Below are 19,442 nucleotides of genomic sequence, written 5' to 3'. Positions count from 1 at the left end.
GTTTACTCTTTCCTTTACAATGACTATAGTAGCACAAAACACGAACGTTAGGAAGGTATATATGAGTAAATATACGTATATTTTTCATGGAACCGCTTTTTCTAGTCATTCTCCTAAGAAAATAAATATTTTAAAAGATTACTTATTTTTCGTGAATTCAAATGGGATAATTGAAAAAATCGCGGATCCTGAGCATGAGGACTACCAATCCCTGCTGGCTGCCTATGAAGGACAGGAGAACTTTCACCGCTTAGCAGACGGGCAATATTTCCTTCCTGGTTTTGTGGACTTGCATGTCCATGCTCCGCAATGGGCTCAATCAGGGACAGCTTTGGATATTCCCCTCTATGACTGGCTCCACACATACACATTTCCATTAGAGTCCAAATATGCAGATTTGGCTTTTGCCAAGAAGGTTTATGAAGATCTCGTGAATACACTGCTTGCAAATGGAACCACGACGGTCCTTTACTTTGCTACCGTTCATAAACAGGCAAGTTTATTATTAGCGAAAATATGTGCGGAAAAAGGGCAAAGGGGCTTAGTGGGTAAAGTCGTCATGGATGATCCTGAACAAAATCCAGACTATTATCGGGATGCAGATGCGAAAACAGCGTTAGCCGATACGGAGGAGTTTATTTTAGCGGTAAAGGAGCTGGCCAAAACGGTCAAACAAGGCGTGTATCCTGTCGTTACACCGCGATTCATACCAAGCTGTTCAGATGAAGCACTAAAGGGCCTGGGTGAACTGGCTGCCAAATATGATACACATATTCAATCCCACTGCAGCGAAAGTGACTGGGCTCACATCTATGTACAGGAACGTTTCAGCAAGCATGATGCAGCAGCCCTGCATGATTTCGGATTATTAGGCGAAAAATCGGTAATGGCACATTGCAATTTCCTGGATGACCATGATGCAGAGCTATTTGCCAGTACAGGCACCGCAATCAGCCATTGTCCGCTGTCCAATGCCTACTTTGCCAATAGCGTGATTCCAATCAAGCGCTTTATGGCCAAGGGAATTGATATTGGATTAGGGACTGATATTTCAGCTGGCGCAACTCCAAGTCTTTATGATAATGCCAAACAGGCTGTTGTCTCCTCCAGAATGCTGGAGGACGGAGTAAATTCTGCTCTTCCTGCAGAGGAACGGGGAGTGCCGGACTCCCGGCTTTCCATCCATGAAGCCTTTTACCTGGCTACAGCCGGCGGCGGAGAAAGCTTAAGTCTGCCTATTGGGCGAATTCAGGAGAACTATGCATGGGACGTTCAAATAGTCGATACGAAAGTGCCGGGAGCAAGCCTCCCCATCTTTACCGAAAGTGAAGCGTTAGATGATATTTTTCAAAAAGTCATGTATCTCGTCCGTCCGGAGCATATTCGGGAAGTCTGGGTACAAGGGGAAAAGGTTCACTCGCGTTCTTGAGGGATTGCGTAAAAGGTTCAGAATGACTTCTGCCTCTTTTGTCCGAACGAGCATTGGGTTCGGACTACTCCCCTTGGATTCCCATTTCTTCTGTCCGAAGTTGCGCCCGGTTCGGACTCTATCTCCCGGTTTTTCGCCTCTCCTGTCCGAAGTTGCACCAAGTTCGGACTCTCTCTCTCGGTTTTCACACTCTCCTGTCCGAAGTTACACCAAGTTCGGACTCTATCTCCCGGTTTTCCGGCTCTCCTGTCCGAAGTTGCGCCCGGTTCGGACTCTATCTCCCGGTTTTTCGCCTCTCCTGTCCGAAGTTACACCAAGTTCGGACTCTCTCTCTCGGTTTTCCGGCTCTCCTGTCCGAAGTTACACCAAGTTCGGACTCTATCTCCCGGTTTTCCGGCTCTCCTGTCCGAAGTTACACCAAGTTCAGACTCTCTCTCTCGGTTTTCCCACTCTCCTGTCCGAAGTTGCGTCTGGTTCAGACTTATTCCTTTTAATGTAAGTCATTTTTCAGCACATCAGCAAGCCGGTGCAGTTCATCTGACCGCCGAATGAGGTATTGCCGCCCTTCCTTCTGCAGGTATCCTTTATCGCAAAACTGTACAAGAACATGCAATAGGTGGCGATAAGATACCCCTAAAAAATCACAGACGGTTACATGTTTTTCCTTATAGACCTCCCCATCAGCGGTTTGCAGAATGAAATCCGCCAGTCGGTTTTCTAGCGGAAAGGAAAGGCTCTGGGAGTACTTTTCAGCCATTTTCGTTGCTTTCATACTTAAAAACTTGGTGAGTTCACGAAGAAAGGTCGTATCTTCAAGGAGCCTGTTGCGGTATTTATGCAAAGGCATCGCAAAACAGATTGTCTTCGTGGAGGCTTGAATCCCCTTTGTATAGTACACTTCATGTAATAGCTCCATTTCGCCGATATAATCGTGGGCATTAATAAAATTGATCAAAGAAACCTTGCCATTTTGATATGTTACATAGATTTTGGCTTTACCCTCGATAACATAATACAAATAATCTGGCCTCATGCCTTCGCGAATAATCCATTCATCCCGCTTATATTCGCGTACTTCCATAAACTCCTCAACCTGAAAAGAAAATAAATGCGAAATGGAGTACTGCTCCAGGTAATGCTGCCTTTTTTCCTGATTATAAATTTCCATTCTCCACCCCGAAATATGAGATATCTCATATTATTGTACGAATCTTCCTGATATCATGCAAATATCGGAGGGATATTTAATGAATACACAGAGCTGGATGGGCAGACAGTTTTTCAGTTTCTTTATGACCTGGGGTGTTTTTCTGCCCTATTGGACAGGGTGGCTGATCCATATAAAAGGAATGACCGTTTCACAAGCGAGTTTGATCATGAGTCTAGGTTTGGCTGTACGGGGCCTTTCCACACTCTTTGCCTTTCCCTATTTATCAGGAAAATTCAGCAGTAGAACCCTGCTTAACGGGATGGGAATCGGCACACTGATTGCCATTCTCTGCTATATCCCGGCCAATTCTTTTACAAGCCTGCTGGTGGTTACGCTGTTTTTACACTTCTTTTACCCTGCTCTGATGCCAGCATTGGATAGTGCTGCAGGCATTCTTGTACAGAGTAAGCAATTAAGAGATTACGGAAAGAGCCGCTCATGGGGGTCAATTGGATTCGTTGTATCCGGCATGATCCTGACTTTCTTCACAGGGGCATTTGGGGATGATGCCATATTCTGGGCTCTGCTGCTCGGCATGATCGTATTTCTGTGCCTCGGTTTAATGAATACGCCGGACGTTTTATCGGAAAAACCCAAAAGCGTCCAGACAAAAGGCGCCATAAAGAAATTATTCAGCATCCAGCACTTCGGCCTGGTGCTCGTCATAGTCATTTTACTGCAGGCAGCACATGCTTCTTATTACAACTATGGCTATATTTATTTGCAGGAAATTCAGGCTCCCCAATATTTAATCGGCCTGATCATTAACATTGCCGTGATTGCAGAAATCCTATTCTTTTTCATTGCCGACCGGACTTTCCGCAAATTTTCAATCGGCTCTTTACTGGCATTGGCAGCATTGGGCTCAACCGCACGCTGGATACTCGTATTTGCTTTTCCGCATGTGATTATGTTTACGGTTGCCCAAACACTTCATGCCTTTTCATTTGCCATGGCACACTATGCCTTTATGAAATACTTAATCAAATACGTTCCCCATGAACAGGTGCCGATTACACAAGGAATATACTCTGCACTCGCTCTTAGCTGGAGCACAGCCATCTTCACGATTTTTGGCGGGTATTTATATGAAATGGAACCAAGATACGCGTTTATCGGGATGGTGGTTTGCACGATACCAGCATTGATCCTGGCGGTTATTTATAGGAAACTTGTTCATGCGAAGGAAATTACTGAAGGGAGTTTGGCAGGTTAGCGGAGCATGCCCTTTTCGGGAATGCTCTTTTTCAGTGTTATCCAAGTAAAAAAACAGCAAGCTCAAAAGAAGCTTGCCGTCTATTTTGCTTCGAACATATATTTCCGGTACGGCTTTCGTATCGATAATAGGATACCCATGAATATCATATTGGACAGCAATGAGCTTCCCCATATGACAATAAGGGCAGTGAAATCCCTTTGACTGGCATGACCCCGATTGTCATCCCGATGTTTTGGAAGATTTGCAGGGTATACATCGCTATCGCCCCCGAGCAAATATACAAACCAAAGGGCGATTCCGCATGATCGCCGATTACAGCCATCCGGTACAATAGGACGAAGAATAAACTGAGAACAACAGCAGCAGCTATAAACCCGCCTTCTTCCGCAATGGTGGCAAAGATGAAATCTGTATGCTTTTCAGGAATATAGACTGTTCCGCCGCCAAATCCATTTCCCTTTAATTCCCCGCTTCCCACCGCCAGTATGGCTTTATTCGTCTGATATGCATGATCTGCATATTCACTTGGCGAAAGCCATCCCAGGATTCTCTCCTGCTGGTGGGGCTTTAATAACGGAATCAGCTGATCATAGAAGACGGATGGATACTGAAAGTAGACATACATGAGGATGGCTGTGCCTGCCGCCGGAAAAAGCACGCGGCTGCTAGAATCTTCTTTTGAATGCCGGACAGAAAGAGGACGGTGGCGCTGCCGGCCAAGTAAAGAACAACCATGCCGGTATCAGGCTGCTGATAGACAAAGATGGATGGAATGATTGTCGCCAGAAGGATTTTGCCAATCAGCAGGAGGTCAGTCCAAACCGTCCTCACCTGGTAAAGCAAATTGTGTTTGTAAGCTAATCTGGATGTTAACAGAAGCAAAGCGATTTTAAAAAACTCAGATGGCTGTATAGAGCCAAGCAGGGGAGGCTATACCATCTTTTCGCCCCTAAAATAGACGGCGCCACTGCAGGAGGCATAAGCGGCAAAAGAACGATGGACGCAAAACAAACAAGATAGAGGGGCCATGCAATTCTCTCCAGCTGGTCTGCATCCAGATAAGCAACAGCCATCAGCAGGACGAACCCAATCATATAGCTGACTCCCTGCTTAAGCGCAAAGTTCTGGTCTCCGTACTGACCGGTCCCCTGGCTGCTGTAAATAAAAAGGATACTCATGATGCTAAATGTACAAATAATGAACAAGACCGATTTATCCAGCCGTTTCAAATATGTATTTCCCATGTTGAAGTTCTCCTCAATCTCTTTGCCCGCTGGATGCGTCTATCCCTGATTTCCTGGAGTCCCCCTCCAAAAAGGATCGGATTGCCTCTTTATTTGTCTCAAAATCAATATCCAGTGCCAGCCCTACCCCCTCATACCTTACATCTGTATAAGAATTCTGGATGGGAATGGTCAGTGTTTCCACCTTATCAGGCCTGTGCATAGCGACGTCCTTCATGATAGCGAGAAGTTCTGCGCCTTGAAGATTCGTCTGAATATAGGGCTGAGCAGTTCCTATCAGCTTCGGCAGCTTTACCACACCACTAACACTTAAAAACTCGTCCTTTAGTGCATTGATGACCTGCTGCTGGCGCCTTACCCGTCCGAAATCGGCCTCTGCATCCTTGCGAAAACGGGCATATCCCAATAATTCCTTCCCGTTCAGCCTTTGCAATCCGGGCTCAAGGGACACGCCGATATTAGCTGACATCTTTTTTCAACATCCATTTCAATGCCATCAGGGGCAAGAGCATCCACCATTTTCTCGAAGCCTGTAAAATCGATCAGGGCGTAATACTCAATATCCAAGTCAAAGTCATCTTTCAAGGTTTCCCGCAGCAATTCCGGTCCGCCCAGATAAAAGGCAGTGTTAATTTTGTAGTTCTTATATCCGGGAATTTCTGTGTAAATATCCCGCATGATCGAGATGACCTTGGCTGTCCCTTCCTTCGGATCGTATTGGGCGACCATGATGGAGTCAGTGCGGGATTTTCCCTCATCCGGCCGTGCATCGACTCCCAATAGAAGTACATTGATTTTATCGTCGAGGCTTTTCTCCCCATGGAACTCATATTCCTGCTGTTCAACCGGTTCTGCCATGCTTATTCCCGCCTGGTATTGATAGACAAAGTATCCGATCACAGCCGCACTCACTGCCAGCAATGCTGCAGTCAGTTTAAGCACTCTGCTTTTTCTTTTATAGCGATTTTGTCTGCTCATTTTTTCTCCCATCCTACTTATTTTCCGCAATTTATTTTTTCAGCGACAGTCCATTCATCACCCAATTGATGACCAGTGCATCGTCTATATAACCGACCGGAAAGACATAATCCGGGATACAGTCAACGGCCGTGATAAAATAGAGGAGTGCCCCGCCCATCATAGCAAGCTCCAGCTTATTCCCGCTCCGCATAGAGAATTTCCCGTACATGTCCTTTAAATAATGAATAAAGGGACCGATGCTCCCCACTTTCTCCACCTTCTCCTCAAACTTGGACTGAATGGTTTTGGCCCCTTCCTTGGTTTGAGAGAACTGCTGGTATTTTTCAAGTTCCTGCTTCACATCTTCCAGCCGAAACTCTTTATCTACTAAACTTGTGGATTCAAGAACAGCCTGAATATAGCCAATCGACTCATTCAGTTCCGTCTGCTTTGGATCTATAGGGTACCCTGCGCTCTCATAAAACCGGGAGATTGATACTCCAAAATAATCCGCAAACCGCTCCAAATGCTCGGGGTTCGCTTTTCGTTTTCCATTAATAATTTTTGATATGACCGCCGTATCGACTCCAGTCATCTGACTGAATTTCCTCATGGATAAAGACCGCTCCTTCAGTAAGCTCTTAAGCAGCTGGCCTATTTCATTGCTTTTATCTGCCATACTCATTTTCCTTTCCAACATGTTCAGCTTCTATCAATATACAAATAGTGTTGACATTTTGTCAACACTACTTTCATTTAACCTATTAAAGGCCGACTTTTCTATTTGCTTAATAAATATCAGCTATCTTTGATTGAATAGATTCTGGCAATAGCTGAAAGAATAGTCCTTGATACTTAATATCGAGCAGTCCAGCAATTAACAAGCCGACCGAAATGATCAATACCATCCATTTTTTCTTTTTTTAAACTCCCCTGTCAATTGATTCACCTCCATGAAAATAACGGCAAGCCTGAATTAATAAAAGCCCCTCAGAAGGAGCTCTTTTGATTAATACGTTATCTTATAAACGATTTCCCCATCAATTATCCGGCCATCGGCTTCAAAGCCCAATTTTTCATACAACCCCTTCGCCAGATTGTTTTCTGGCTCAAAGCTTAAATAAATCACCTTATGCTCTTGATCCTGTTTAATCCGCTCGATCAGCTTCTCCATGGCCTCTTTTCCATACCCTTTTGACTGGTGCTTCGCGTCAATCATCAGGCGGTATATCCAATATTCCTTATCGTCAGAATCTATGCAATACATCGTAAAGCCCACTAACATCCTGATAGATCGCTAAACAAATACACTCCGGAAATGCCTTTGCCTGTGCAAGCGAAAACACATTCGGCGCTACAAACAATTTCTGCTCGTCTGCTACACGCAAATCAATTACATCAAAAAAATTATGCCGGTCTATTTCTTTGAATTCGATCATGTGATCCCCCTGAAATAAATTTTCTCCGTTACCTGTGTGCCTCCCCGGATGTTTGTGGGGGAGAAACCTGAAATTTGGCTTTCTGAATACAGAATTCCACAGATCTAAATGAAAATCCTTCAATGTGAACACCTTTAGGATATTGCGGGATAAGAGTTCTTATTTTAGAGGGAGGCACTGCCTTCCATTAGACACATAGATTATCCGCGAGCGCCAATAGGAGCAGATAAAAAAGACCACCTTAAGAGACATTTAGTCTATCAAGGTGGTAATAATTATAATGCTTTTATCAATTTATCTGCAGAATTGCACGTTGAATCATCTTTGGTTTAATGTTCTTTCAATGAGCATATCAGCTCAATATGCTGAAGGAATTCTTCTCTATTAAGCTGCTTCTTTATCTTCTCCAGAATCTCGTGGTACACGCTTTCCTATTCCAAAAGCGAAATAACTTAAAGTTACAATTCCCAGAAAAACAATACCTGCGATCAGCGAGATCCGGGTATCATCATTCAGCCACATTCCCACTAATACCATCAATAAAAATGCGATGGTTAAATAATTGGTCACAGGAGCAAAAGGCATTTTGAATGGATGCTTGTCCATTTCAGCTCCTTTTGCTTTTCTAAACTTAATTTGGCTGATTAAGATGACAAACCATGGAACCATACCTGGAAGAACACTTGCACTGTATACATAGACAAATAAATTTTCTGGTGCAATATAGCTTAAAACAACACCAACCGCTAAACCAATCAGTACACCCATAGTACCGACAATCGGTACACCTTGAGAAGATATTTTCGTAAAGAATTTAGGTGCCTGCCCATTTACTCCTAACGTATAAAGCATACGACCTGCACTATAAATACCGCTGTTGCAGCCGGACATCGCCGCTGTAATAACAACAAAGTTAATAATTCCTGCAGCCGCAGTAATTCCTACTTTTGCAAAAGTAGCCACAAATGGGCTTCCGACCGATTGAAGCTGATCCCAAGGATATACAGTTACAATCACCAAAATAGCCCCTATATAGAAAATCAAAATCCGCCAAATGATACTTTGAATTGCACTCGTAAGCGTTTTCCTGGGGTCTTTTGCTTCCCCTGCTGTAATTCCAATTAGTTCAACGCCTTGATACGCTCCAATTACAAGGGATAGGGCAAAGAAAAAGCCTGTCCATCCGCCTGTAAAGAATCCGCCATGCTCCCAAAGATTAGAAAAACCAATTGCCTCACCTCCATTGCCAATTCCGAAGAAAATAAGCCCAAAACCGGCAATGATCATTAAGATGATCGTTACAACTTTAATCAAGGAAAACCAAAATTCAAATTCACCAAATGATTTAACGGATATTAAATTCGCGGCTCCCAGCATCACCATGGCAATGATACCCGGTATCCACGCAGGCAAGTCAGGAAACCAGTATTGCATGTAGGCACCGACGGCAATAATTTCAGCCATCCCGACTATTACCCATTGAAACCAGTTGCTCCAGGCAGTCAAATACCCAGCCAATGGATGAATATACTTATAGCCAAATGTGGCAAAGGACCCCGTGTTAGGCTCTAAATACAACATTTCCCCCATGGCACGCATGATGAAGTAGATAAAAATCCCTGCAGTTATATAAGCAAGAAGCACAGACGGTCCTGTCCATTGAATGGTGCTTGCTGATCCCATAAATAAGCCGACACCAATCGTACCACCCAGAGCAATCATCTGAATGTGACGTGATTCTAAGCCTCTCTTCAATTCTTTGTTTGCCACTCCATATCCTCCTTTGTTGAAAATATTGAAATATCAAGAAATATTGGTTAAAAAGATTCTTAATCTTGTACTAAAATACTCATTTATAATAATAAATACCACTAATAATTACAATGGAATATTTTAATAAATGGCTGTATATCAATGTTAACAACAGGAAAGAGTCACAAATAAATACTATATTAAAATACAAAAATACTTCTGACCTAATCAAAGGAGAGAAGTAATTGCTCCTTTCTATTTATACTTAAAACACCTTGCTTAATAACGCTGCATTTAGGATGAAATAGTGTAAGAAGCCACTTAAACTTATCAAAGACTATTTAACAATTAAATCAGGAGAATCTCACACCGTTTATCGGAAGGATAATGATAAACGATTAGCAAATTAATAATATGGCGGCTGAATAGCTAATGGGCAAGAGGGATTAGTGATATGGTTTTAATCAAATTTAACTTGGAGGGATCAACATGAACCAAAACAACTCAACAAACAAAATGACAACCCAAATAGGGGACCGTGAAATTACAGTGACCCGCGTATTTGATGCGCCTGTTGATCTTGTATTTGATTCTTGGACGAAAGAAGAGCATCTGTCAAAGTGGTGGGGTCCTCAAGGTTTTACGTTGACTTCTCAAACATTCGATATGAAACCGGGCGGTACATGGCAGTTTATCATGCACGGTCCTGATGGCGTTGATTTTCCTAATACCAACGTCTTTGTTGAGGTCGTTAAACCCAAGCGAATCGTCTTCAAACATGATGGATTTCCCCATTTTCTCGCCACAGCGGCCTTTGAGGATCTGGATGGCAAAACGTATACCACAATTGTTGAAGAAACTGCCGCTGTATTTGATTAAGGTGAAAACATATGCCGCCCCAGGTGCCGAACAGACAATGGAGCGCCTTGAGGAGCATCTGGCTTGTATGTAAAATTAAAGAGCATTAGGGGTTCTGCAAACCTGGCAAATGCAAGGTTTTAACTAGCTCTGCTTATGGGCAGAATAAGCCTAATCTCTCTTGTAAACCTTCTAAGATTTCTTCCGGCATCTCCCTGACCTTGATATCCCCTCCGAGGAAAAGCAGCCAATTGGTCATTTCGGTCAGTTCTTCTGAATTATTGACATTGATAAAAGTCTTTAGAACGGCTGTCGTTTGGTAAGGATTTGTATAAGAAATGGATACTTTTAAAGGATGGTATTTTTTGAACTGGGCAATCGCCTGTGGACCGAGTTCAAGGACAAGATTGATTACTTCCTCCTGCTTGCTTATTTTTTCTATAATATTTTTTCTGCTTACTCTTTTGTTCACAGGATATGGTTCGACGCTGGTGAGATTGTCCACGGGGAAAATTTGTTTCTTTCCTTCCTTTAAGTCAAAGCCTTCAATCAGCCAGATGCTTTTTTCACGATAAAGGTGCAAGAGATAAATGGGATAAGACCTGATTTCCTTCTCTTCGTTAATGGTAATCAATAAATATCTATCCAAAAGAAGGGTTTGGATGAGTTTCTCCAGCATCGGATGAGGGAGGTCCGACAGTTCAAGCAGGTCGGGATTATTGGGGTTGGTCCCTTCAAACAGCAGGATTTTATTTAATAGAACAATGTCTTCCTGCTGGGCTTCTGAGATGAGGCCGATTAATTTTTCAGCTAAAGACTGACGGCTCTTTAGATAAGGGAGCTGAAGGTTTCTTGTAGCCATAAAGGCAATAAACAGTGCTTTGATTTCATTATCAGTAAAGCGGACAGTGGGCAGGACAGAATTGTTCATGACAAAATAACCCCCATCCCTGCCAACTTCAGCGACAAGCGGCATCCCCATGGCTTCAATTTCCCGAATATCTCTAATAGCCGTTGAACGGGAGATGTTAAATTCCCGCATGATTTCAGAAATAGTAAAGTGGGCGCGGTTATTGATATACCGCATCATCACATTAATCCGTTCAACTTTTTTCATGGGGACCTCCTAAACAGTATCATTTTTTGACATGATTTAAAGTTATTATAAACTCATCAAGTGAAAAGATAAATCATTTGATCAATTTTTAGAGAAGGAAGGTTTTGATTATGGCAGATTATACTCTGGAAGAAAAAGAAGGCTTTACGGTTTTAGGCATCGGAACTGAACTGAAGAGCGATTACACAGACTATGCCGGCATCAATAAGGAAAAGGCGGATTTTTGGCAGGCAGTTAAACAGGATGGCAGGCTTGATAAATTAAAAGCTATTGCCGCAAATGATTACATTTTTACCGTGAACGAAGCGGTGAATAACAAGATGATGCATTATGCCGGCGTCATGACAGAGGAGTCGCTCCCAGAAGCATCCAGACTGATCCAATTCCCTAAAGGAGAATACATCGTTGTTAAAGGGGAAGCCGAGACAGCTGAAATGTTGAGCAATATGCTTACCGGCATGGCCTTTGGTCAAGTCTTGCCGGAAGCAACAAATGTTGCCTATGTTGGCGGGCCCAATGCAGCGGTTGAAATGGGCCAGCGAAATGGCTTAGTATTTGGTGAAATGTGGATTCCTGTTGTTAGGAAATAGGAAATAAAAGGCGGGATGAAAATGTCCTATATTGTTGATTTCAAAAATGTGTCTGCAGCTGGTCTAGAGTCTTCACCGGCAGCGGAAGCCCTTGCTGGTTTGCGTGCAAATGAGGCCCGTTACTTCATGACTAAATATAAGCATGAATTTACCGTTGTACCTGCCAGCGAAAGCCAGGAAACCCTTGATTATGTAAACCATATCTTGAAAAAAGAACGGGATATAGAGTTTGCAGCCAAACCTTTAGAAACTTCCCAATTTCAAGTCGAAAATATTAAATGGACCTACGTCTTTTATGAGGATGGCCTTAGTGTCAACGTCATGTATACGGTTGATGACCCCAAGAAACGTGCTGTTGGTTTTAAACTTTCTGAGGGAATGGAAATACCAAAGGAATTAGAAGGGAAGTTTAAGTTTGCCAGGCGGAAGTCTAAATTGGCGGGGGTTATTCGGGGGTCGTTTTTTGTAATTAGAGGGGAGTATTAGGGTTAGAAATAATTCAACTCTAAGGACAATGATACAGACAATACATGTAGGCAATTACAAAACAGCACCTCTCCATTATATTAGGGGGTGCTGTTACTTTTTCGTAAAGTTTCGTTAAATTAGAATTACTACACAGGTGCCTGAACTCTGGAAATGTATATAGGCAGTAAGGTGGGCTCAGGCATATCTCTATTCCGGATGCCCCTTGGAAAGCGAGTGCCACTGAGTAAAGAGAGAATATGGCTGCACTTTAATTCTTAATATCTTTATTAGCACCCTTAGCATCAAACAAGGCTTTCGGGCTCTAAAATGTCATCTCGTCTTTTTATCGTACTTCTTTCACAAAGGAAGTATTAAATATATTACTGTGATAGTACAACCATCATGAGTTATGAATTTCATAAGCATTTTTTATGTTGTCCAAAAGCATAAATTTCTCACCAAAAGCACTTGTTGCCTATTAAACAATCAAGTGCTTTAAAATAACTGTATAATGTTCTTCATGTTAATACTTCTTTTTATTCTTCTGTGTCCTCATATAAATTATCTAAAAATTCATCAATATCATTTGCTAAAAAATACATATTACTCATATCATCTGGGTCTTCAGGTTCCTGTTCATGATCCCAAAAATAAATCTTGTCGTAAAAAGGTTCCTCCGTACCTAAGCATATAACATTGCCTACTGGATCATCTGCTATTGGTATAAAGCCTTTAGCAAGCCTATATTCGTATATATCTATAACTTTTTCTAGATTATCGTACATTTCACCTATACCATTAAATACATTCAAAACACTTTTTCCCATTTTATCTGAAATAGTAAATATACTTTCTTTCGGGTATCCACCATTCCATTTAAGTAAAAATTCAGTGTATTTTTCTGTTAATTTCACACCATTATCTATTTCAAACTGTTTAATTTCTTCTATAGTAAGTTTCTTATGAGAACCTTCAATTTTGACCATTTTTATATCCTCCCTTATTTTTTTCCATTAACTGTCGATACTCCTCCCGTATGAGTAAATTGTCTATGAATATCTTTATCTACTAGAATCATCGTTTTCCCATTTTGATGATGATGCCAGATATATCCCACAGGTGGCTTATCTAATGCGGGCACAGGAGGATCAGAATCTTTACTTAATCCTGCCTCTACATTAGCATTTTTATAATCCAATGGACGATTGGTTGGATTTGCAATTTCAATTTCTACCGGCTTAACAGTTGGATGTGCATATTCAGTGAAGTCTGGATAACCATCAGGATACCTTACAGTCTGTCCCTTTTTATTTGTATACACCCAAGTGCCATCTTCATCAATTGTCACTTTACCGCCTTTCTTTGTCCATTTATCCGGGGCAGGCGAATATGACGGTTTAGTGGCAAGTTGTTCTTTGGTAAATTGGACTTCTAAATTACTTTTACCCGTACCCTTAACCCCAAACACATCATCAGTCACCGCCTTAATCTTCGTAAACGGATCATTAAGAACATTATACGGCACAGGCCCCTGAGCCAGTCTCCCTCCAGCCATGGCCGGTGTCTGAACCGGCGTGTAAATAGAAAGTGCCTTCTCTCCTTTACCAGCCTGGCCAACTGTCTTAGCAATGGTTCCAGCTTTCCCAATCCCCTTATCCCCAAGAATGCCAATTCCCAGGGAAGTCAGGCCATAGGTAAAGAAGGCTGTCCGGCTCTTGGCACTACCATTTATGACATCTCGCTCCCAGGCACTTGAGACAGCGGACCATATATATTTCGGCATATCCAGAGCCTGGCGTGCTTTTCCTATGGGGTCATTTAAAATGCCTAAATAAAATTCCCGATGCTTCCTTTGGTTTTCAAGAAGCTGGTCACGGTTAAACAGAAATTCATTGCCCAAAAACAACGGACTGAACGGCCCCATGATGGTCCGTCCCAGCTCATAGGTTGACTTCAGTCCTTCCCATGTATCTTCTATAGCTTTGGATGCACCCTCGATGACTCCTTCAGCCATATCATGAAGGATACTTTGCTCGCTTTCTGGATTGGGATTCGATATTTCCTCATGGAAATCCTTCCAGGAAAGAGTTTTTGGCTGATAATGGGTTAGAGATAAGTTGCCGCTTTGGAATATGACCGCCATTTTTTGGAGGTACTGGTTCATGAGGGATAAATCATGCAGGAGAGGGTCCAGTGCAGCCGTTTTCCGATGGTCGAAGTCATACAGTTTCTCAACGTTTCGCGGCTTGAATCCTTGGCTCGCTTTGATGCCTAGCGTTACCTAGTCTTTATGATTATTAATCACAGTATATTCGTCATTGGTAGCCCATTCCTAAGTGCTTCAATTCCATGTTGACCCTTGACTCTATTTGGTGCCCATACCAGGTTTTCAAGCCCCAAAATTGGATCAATGTCATATTCTTTTAATATTTCCTGTCCTTCTTTATACTAATTCCTGTTGAGCTTTCCCATTTCCTTTCTTAATACAATATGATGGGCATGAGGATCATACATATCACTTGGTGGTTCACCTTTGTTCTTTTTCAAATAAGCTCCATAATCAATTTGGTCAATATAAATAGAGTGATTTTTACCCTTAACTCCAAATACTTTCTCTGTCACCCTCTTGATCTTCGTTAAAGGATCATAAAGAACATTATATGGGAACGACCCCTGAGCCAGTCCTCCAGCCACTGCTGGTGTCTGAACCGGCTTGTAAATCGGAAGTGTCTTCTCTCCTTTACCAGCCTGGCCAACCGTCTTGGCTATCGTGCCTGGCTTTCCTATCCCCTTATCCCCAAGAATACCAATCCCAATTGAAGTCAGGCCATAGGTAAAGAAGGCTGTCCGGCTTTTGGCGTCTCCATTTACGACATCCCGCTACGAAGCAAAGAGAATTCGGCATGTCATCATAGACCCTTTTAAGTTCCCTAACAGAACAAAAGGTGAGCCAACATCTCCTGTAGCCCACCTGTGAATTCCTTTATAAAATTAGATAGATTCAATTCCTTAAATCCTATACCTATTATTTTATTAATTTTTGGTAGCTGGTTAAAGGTGCTTTCATTACTGTACCGAAAACGGGTTCAGTCCCAGTTGACATCAAGTGCAATTGATTAATAAGTATCCCTTGGATTCACCTCATTGTTTTTTTACCAGTTATCAATTCCTTCTTGAAATATGTCTATTACATAGTCGTCAAATGTATTATACCTTGGGTGTAAATCTGTCCCCGCCCTTTCCCAACTAAATACTCTGTCATCTTTAATATCTGCACTATACATACATCTAACAAATTCTCCCGAGTCCTCTAAAACAATTAAGTTCAAACCCAACCCTAATTTTCTCCATCTCTCTGTTGCATTAACTACAGATGCTCCTAAATTCCCCTGAACACCTTCAAGCTCCACTCCACATATTCCTCCCGAACCATATTTTTTTATAAAATTGCGGTAACTTCGAGGAAATTTAACTTTAAGTCTTTCTTCAGCCTTATTAATATATTCTTCTGATACTTCTCCAAAAAAATCATCTTCTTCACCATATTTTTCGATCATCTTTATAATTCTTTCATTCATCAATTAAACTCACTCCTATTACTCACTAGCACGCATTTTCCAATAGTTACTTCTAAAGTTATTATACATTTTTTCGAGTTCTGGATTATTCCTAAAACTTTTTCCATTTTCAACTAAACCATGTAGCGTCGAATCGTATTTATCATGAGTTAACTCCGCAATTTCAACCATTCCACCAGGTTCTTTTTGAACTAAATGGTGTAATTCAACTTTACTTTCCACTCCGTCTTTTACAATATATGGGGATTTCCCTTTTCCATTAATTCTCCATTCGACTTTCCTAGTGCCTTCGGATTATTAGGTACATAATTTTTATCAATCTCAATTTGGTACACTCTTCTTGATACATCTACTTTCTTTCCTCCAACATTAACTGTTCCTTTTACTTCTACAGCAGTATACTTGTCATCTAGCCAATCTAATTCAATTTGTTCAGAAGATAATTTTCTTGATTTTAGCCCCGCAGCTTTGCCCGTACCCTTAATCCCAAACACATCATCAGTCACCGTCTTAATCTTCGTCAACGGATCATTAATAACATTATAAGGCACAGGCCCCTGAGCCAGTCTCCCTCCAGCCATGGCCGGTGTCTGAACCGGCGTGTAAATAGAAAGTGCCTTCTCTCCTTTACCAGCCTGGCCAACCGTCTTAGCAATGGTTCCAGCTTTCCCAATCCCCTTATCCCCAAGAATGCCAATTCCCAGGGAAGTCAGGCCATAGGTAAAGAAGGCTGTCCGGCTTTTGGCATCCCCATATACGACATCCCGCTCCCAGGCGGTGGTGACAGCGGACCATATATATTTCGGCATATCTAAAGCCCGGCGCACTTTTACTATAGGGTCATTTATAATGCCTAAGTAAAATTCCTGGTGCTTCCTTTGGTTTTCGAGCAGCTGGTCACGGTTAAACAGCAATTCACTTCCTAAATACAGCGGACTAAATGGTCCCAGGATGGTTCTGCCCAGCTCATAGGTCGACTTCAGCCCTTCCCATGTGTCCCCTACAGCCTTGGATGCCCCCTCAATGGCTCCTTCAGCTATATCTTGAAGAATACTTTGCCCGCTTTCTGGATTGGGATTCGATATTTCCTCGTGGAAATCCTTCCAGTTGAGAGATTCAGGCTGGTATTGGGCCACAGATAAGATGCCGCTTTGAAACAAGCCCGCGACTTTTTGGATGTATTGGTTCATGAGGGATAGATCTTGCAGGAGAGGGTCCAGTGCAGCCGTTTCCCGATGGTCGAAGTCCTCCAATTTCTCAACGGTTTCGCGGCTTGAGTCCTCAGCGCTCTTTGTTGCCTGAATAAAGCGGCCATCCTCCAGCCGCGGAAGCGCAACAATATCGCTTACGGACTTCATGATGTTATTCGCTTCCTGTGTCAGCTCAGCAGTAATCTGCAGAGTGGTTCTCAGCCCCTGTTTGAGTTCATGCTCCAGAAATTCCTGGCGGATAAAGCCTGAAGGGGAGGGTTCAAGACTACTCAATGAACCTATGAAACTCTTTAAATAGGATCGATACTCCTCAATCCAGGATTCAAGGAATTGCAAGAATGGCTGGTGGCATTCCTGATAAAAAGCGCGTATGGCCTGGCCGCCCTGTCCTTTGAACGCATCTTCAAGAGACACCAGCTCCTGGATGGACAACTGAACTTGATTTACCTGCTCCTTAAGAATCGATAATTGATTGCTGGTTTCACGGATTCCTGCAAGCAAGGAATCTACTTCAAGAATTTTCAACAGAATCAGCTCCGTATTATAAATTCCATTTTCTTCTATTTCCATCTTAAAGGACTCTGGCACTTAGTTGAATAGGAATTTTGGCATGAAATAGTGTAAAAAGTTCCTTTTGAATTGTTTAAATATGCTGTGTCATCATTGATTCCGACTTAACAAATGAGAGTGGCAAGGTAATCCACATGCCAAGACAGATCAATCTTTAAGTGGCATTAAAACTCTAGCAAAAATGGACTCTGAGAAAGCGCAAGCAGCAGCTGATCAAATTATACGCAATACGTACCGGACTCTTATGACCAGAGGACAAAAATTTGTACTGACCCTTAGTTGAATGCTTACTTTGAAGAACGGTTGCAGCGAACAAGAACTAATAATGATCTTTCTCCTGGAAGAGTATTGAAAGTGGCTGAGGATCGGGAGGTTTATTAGAAAGAGAAATAAAAAAGTAGGAAAAGTGCCTTTTCCCTTTATAACATCTGGGTTGGGCACTTTTTTATTGTTATTTCTTGTGTATGGTTCACCGGACTTTTTTTAATTCTTCTGCCTTTTATTATTTATTCCCACGTTATGGTGTCGCTGCGGAGGAAGCAGCTGCCTGGTCGGCCTTCACACAATCAATTGCAACAACGAGTGCAATTATGATAGCTTCCATCTCTTCATCTAAAATTTGAACCTTGTAGCTGTCGCCCCAAGTAAACCACTCCTTGCTCACTTTCCCTGCAACTTCGCCATGCTGTAATACCTGAAAGTCCATATCCCACCAATTACCATGTACTTCAATCCCTGCCGCATCAATCGTATATCGTGCTTTAAAGAAGGATAACTCCTTCTTAATCGTCAGCACCTCTCGGCCATTTACCTCAACAAAAAATTTCGGTAAAAAGCTGAACACCTTTTTCGTAATGAGAGCTATTTCATCTCTTGCTGTATTCATAACAGAGAATGTCTTTGGAATTTGCATAAAACTTCCCTCTACATAATATACATCGTTCTCCTGCTCATCCTTTACTGTAAATTTGCCACTAAGACTAAACACCTTCTGCTTTATATAAAGTTGCCTCACTTTATGACCCCCTTTTTATATAGCATATTACAAATTAGTATAATCTTGTTCTAACTGTTATGAAACATCAAGGAAGACCACCATGTAACTAATTGGATTTAAAAGCTGCTTATAATACGGTTCACTTTGCATTTATGGTAAAGCTTCCTAAAGTTCATGCTAACTTAATAATGAGTACAGTTGATATCCCATATAAATAGCCATAGCCCATATAATAAGAGCGGAAACTTGATTCATATATTTTAAGAACTTACCATTTTTATCAAATTGACCAATTTTCCTTCCAGAAATTGCTAAGAAAAAGAACCAGATCCAGGAAATCATTATACAAGCCACGCTAAACACCCATTTCTCATATCCTGTATAAGCCAATGAACTAGTTCCTATAACTCCAATAGTATCCATAATAGCATGAGGATTAAGTAATGAGACAGAAGCGGCAAAAGTAACCTGACGACGTGCAGAAAAACGGTTTTGTTCTTGATTAGCGTTTATTTCGGGTGTGTTTTTCCACATAATCCAACCCATATAAACTAAGAAAAGGAATCCCACAAAAAATAACAAAACCTTTAACCATTCAAAACTAAAAACAATAATGGATACCCCGGCAACAGCCAAATAAATCAGTATTGTATCACAAACCCCTGCTGTAATAATTGCAGGTAAAGCATAGGTGAATTTGTTGTGTGTCGCTCCTTGATTAAATACAAATACATTTTGAACTCCTAAAGGTAAGATTAATCCAAATGCCAATATCATCCCATGAAATAATGGTTCCATTT

At 41.9% G+C, this 19,442-nt stretch carries 18 protein-coding genes and 4 pseudogenes; 6 read left to right on the top strand and 16 right to left on the bottom strand.

Features of this window, described 5'->3' with window-relative positions:
* Nucleotides 1–61 precede the first annotated feature (61 nt).
* Nucleotides 62–1,429: a guanine deaminase gene (gene guaD, locus M5V91_RS22755; protein ID WP_251174359.1), complete on the top strand. Its 1,368-nt coding sequence runs from the start codon at nucleotides 62–64 to the stop codon at nucleotides 1,427–1,429.
* Nucleotides 1,430–1,919: 490 nt separating this feature from the next.
* On the opposite strand, the gene yeiL is transcribed toward guaD, so the two are convergent.
* Nucleotides 1,920–2,597, bottom strand: a complete 678-nt coding sequence (gene yeiL / locus M5V91_RS22750) for a transcriptional regulator YeiL (RefSeq protein WP_071158171.1) — start codon at nucleotides 2,595–2,597, stop codon at nucleotides 1,920–1,922.
* A 79-nt stretch (nucleotides 2,598–2,676) separates the two neighbouring features.
* Here yeiL and M5V91_RS22745 point away from each other — a divergent pair, with 79 nt between their 5' ends.
* Entirely contained in the window at nucleotides 2,677–3,855 is a 1,179-nt protein-coding gene (locus tag M5V91_RS22745; protein WP_019383529.1) for an MFS transporter, read from the top strand.
* 80 nt (nucleotides 3,856–3,935) lie between these two features.
* Here the strand turns inward: M5V91_RS22745 and M5V91_RS22740 are convergent.
* The 6 genes and pseudogenes from M5V91_RS22740 to M5V91_RS22715 form a co-directional block, all read right to left on the bottom strand.
* A pseudogene (locus tag M5V91_RS22740) lies at nucleotides 3,936–5,102 on the bottom strand (FtsW/RodA/SpoVE family cell cycle protein).
* Nucleotides 5,103–5,115: 13 nt separating this feature from the next.
* Nucleotides 5,116–6,080, bottom strand: a pseudogene (locus M5V91_RS31000) (LCP family protein).
* A 31-nt stretch (nucleotides 6,081–6,111) separates the two neighbouring features.
* Nucleotides 6,112–6,747, bottom strand: coding sequence for a helix-turn-helix domain-containing protein (locus tag M5V91_RS22730; protein WP_251174383.1), 636 nt, complete (start codon nucleotides 6,745–6,747; stop codon nucleotides 6,112–6,114).
* Between the two features lie 324 nt (nucleotides 6,748–7,071).
* Nucleotides 7,072–7,329, bottom strand: a complete 258-nt coding sequence (locus M5V91_RS22725) for a GNAT family N-acetyltransferase (protein ID WP_251174360.1) — start codon at nucleotides 7,327–7,329, stop codon at nucleotides 7,072–7,074.
* Complete coding sequence (locus tag M5V91_RS22720; protein ID WP_251174361.1) at nucleotides 7,310–7,501, bottom strand: hypothetical protein; 192 nt, start codon at nucleotides 7,499–7,501, stop codon at nucleotides 7,310–7,312. The genes M5V91_RS22725 and M5V91_RS22720 overlap by 20 nt, the downstream gene beginning before the upstream one ends.
* Nucleotides 7,502–7,885: 384 nt before the next feature.
* Entirely contained in the window at nucleotides 7,886–9,271 is a 1,386-nt protein-coding gene (locus M5V91_RS22715; protein WP_019383523.1) for an amino acid permease, read from the bottom strand.
* A 471-nt stretch (nucleotides 9,272–9,742) separates the two neighbouring features.
* On the opposite strand from M5V91_RS22715, the pseudogene M5V91_RS22710 reads away from it, so the two are divergent.
* Nucleotides 9,743–10,205, top strand: a pseudogene (locus M5V91_RS22710) (SRPBCC family protein).
* Nucleotides 10,206–10,265: 60 nt separating this feature from the next.
* On the opposite strand, the gene M5V91_RS22705 reads toward M5V91_RS22710, so the two are convergent.
* Nucleotides 10,266–11,228, bottom strand: a complete 963-nt coding sequence (locus M5V91_RS22705; protein WP_251174362.1) for a helix-turn-helix transcriptional regulator — start codon at nucleotides 11,226–11,228, stop codon at nucleotides 10,266–10,268.
* Between the two features lie 110 nt (nucleotides 11,229–11,338).
* Here M5V91_RS22705 and M5V91_RS22700 point away from each other — a divergent pair, with 110 nt between their 5' ends.
* Together M5V91_RS22700 and M5V91_RS22695 are read left to right on the top strand one after the other, a co-directional pair.
* Entirely contained in the window at nucleotides 11,339–11,818 is a 480-nt protein-coding gene (locus M5V91_RS22700) for a GyrI-like domain-containing protein (protein ID WP_009332426.1), read from the top strand.
* 21 nt (nucleotides 11,819–11,839) lie between these two features.
* Nucleotides 11,840–12,304, top strand: a complete 465-nt coding sequence (locus M5V91_RS22695) for a DUF8821 family protein (RefSeq protein WP_009332427.1) — start codon at nucleotides 11,840–11,842, stop codon at nucleotides 12,302–12,304.
* Between the two features lie 518 nt (nucleotides 12,305–12,822).
* On the opposite strand, the gene M5V91_RS22690 is transcribed toward M5V91_RS22695, so the two are convergent.
* The 6 genes from M5V91_RS22690 to M5V91_RS22665 form a co-directional block, all read right to left on the bottom strand.
* A complete protein-coding gene (locus M5V91_RS22690; RefSeq protein WP_251174363.1) occupies nucleotides 12,823–13,272 on the bottom strand; it encodes an SMI1/KNR4 family protein in 450 nt (149 codons plus the stop codon).
* A gap of 14 nt (nucleotides 13,273–13,286) precedes the next feature.
* A complete protein-coding gene (locus M5V91_RS22685; RefSeq protein WP_099049181.1) occupies nucleotides 13,287–14,450 on the bottom strand; it encodes an HNH endonuclease in 1,164 nt (387 codons plus the stop codon).
* A gap of 284 nt (nucleotides 14,451–14,734) precedes the next feature.
* On the bottom strand, nucleotides 14,735–14,908 hold the full coding sequence (locus tag M5V91_RS22680) for a hypothetical protein (RefSeq protein ID WP_157888563.1): 174 nt from the start codon (nucleotides 14,906–14,908) through the stop codon (nucleotides 14,735–14,737).
* A gap of 530 nt (nucleotides 14,909–15,438) precedes the next feature.
* Nucleotides 15,439–15,864 carry an SMI1/KNR4 family protein gene (locus M5V91_RS22675; RefSeq protein ID WP_026041605.1) on the bottom strand — a complete coding sequence of 142 codons (426 nt, stop codon included), beginning with the start codon at nucleotides 15,862–15,864 and terminating at the stop codon, nucleotides 15,439–15,441.
* Between the two features lie 18 nt (nucleotides 15,865–15,882).
* On the bottom strand, nucleotides 15,883–16,086 hold the full coding sequence (locus tag M5V91_RS22670) for an HNH/ENDO VII family nuclease (RefSeq protein WP_284521505.1): 204 nt from the start codon (nucleotides 16,084–16,086) through the stop codon (nucleotides 15,883–15,885).
* A gap of 8 nt (nucleotides 16,087–16,094) precedes the next feature.
* Nucleotides 16,095–17,645 carry a ribonuclease YeeF family protein gene (locus tag M5V91_RS22665; protein WP_284521504.1) on the bottom strand — a complete coding sequence of 517 codons (1,551 nt, stop codon included), beginning with the start codon at nucleotides 17,643–17,645 and terminating at the stop codon, nucleotides 16,095–16,097.
* Between the two features lie 136 nt (nucleotides 17,646–17,781).
* Between M5V91_RS22665 and M5V91_RS22660 the strand changes: the two are divergent.
* Nucleotides 17,782–17,907: pseudogene (locus M5V91_RS22660) on the top strand (DNA/RNA helicase domain-containing protein); the annotation flags it as partial.
* 255 nt (nucleotides 17,908–18,162) lie between these two features.
* Here the strand turns inward: M5V91_RS22660 and M5V91_RS22655 are convergent.
* Both M5V91_RS22655 and M5V91_RS22650 read right to left on the bottom strand, forming a co-directional pair.
* Complete coding sequence (locus M5V91_RS22655; RefSeq protein ID WP_251174366.1) at nucleotides 18,163–18,660, bottom strand: LURP-one-related/scramblase family protein; 498 nt, start codon at nucleotides 18,658–18,660, stop codon at nucleotides 18,163–18,165.
* 159 nt (nucleotides 18,661–18,819) lie between these two features.
* Nucleotides 18,820–19,440, bottom strand: coding sequence for a LysE/ArgO family amino acid transporter (locus M5V91_RS22650; protein ID WP_251174367.1), 621 nt, complete (start codon nucleotides 19,438–19,440; stop codon nucleotides 18,820–18,822).
* Between the last annotated feature and the right edge of the window lie 2 nt (nucleotides 19,441–19,442).

This window comes from Cytobacillus pseudoceanisediminis, assembly GCF_023516215.1.
GTDB classification, from domain to species: Bacteria; Bacillota; Bacilli; order Bacillales; family Cytobacillaceae; genus Cytobacillus; species Cytobacillus pseudoceanisediminis.
This window is presented reverse-complemented; position numbering and strand designations above follow the sequence as displayed.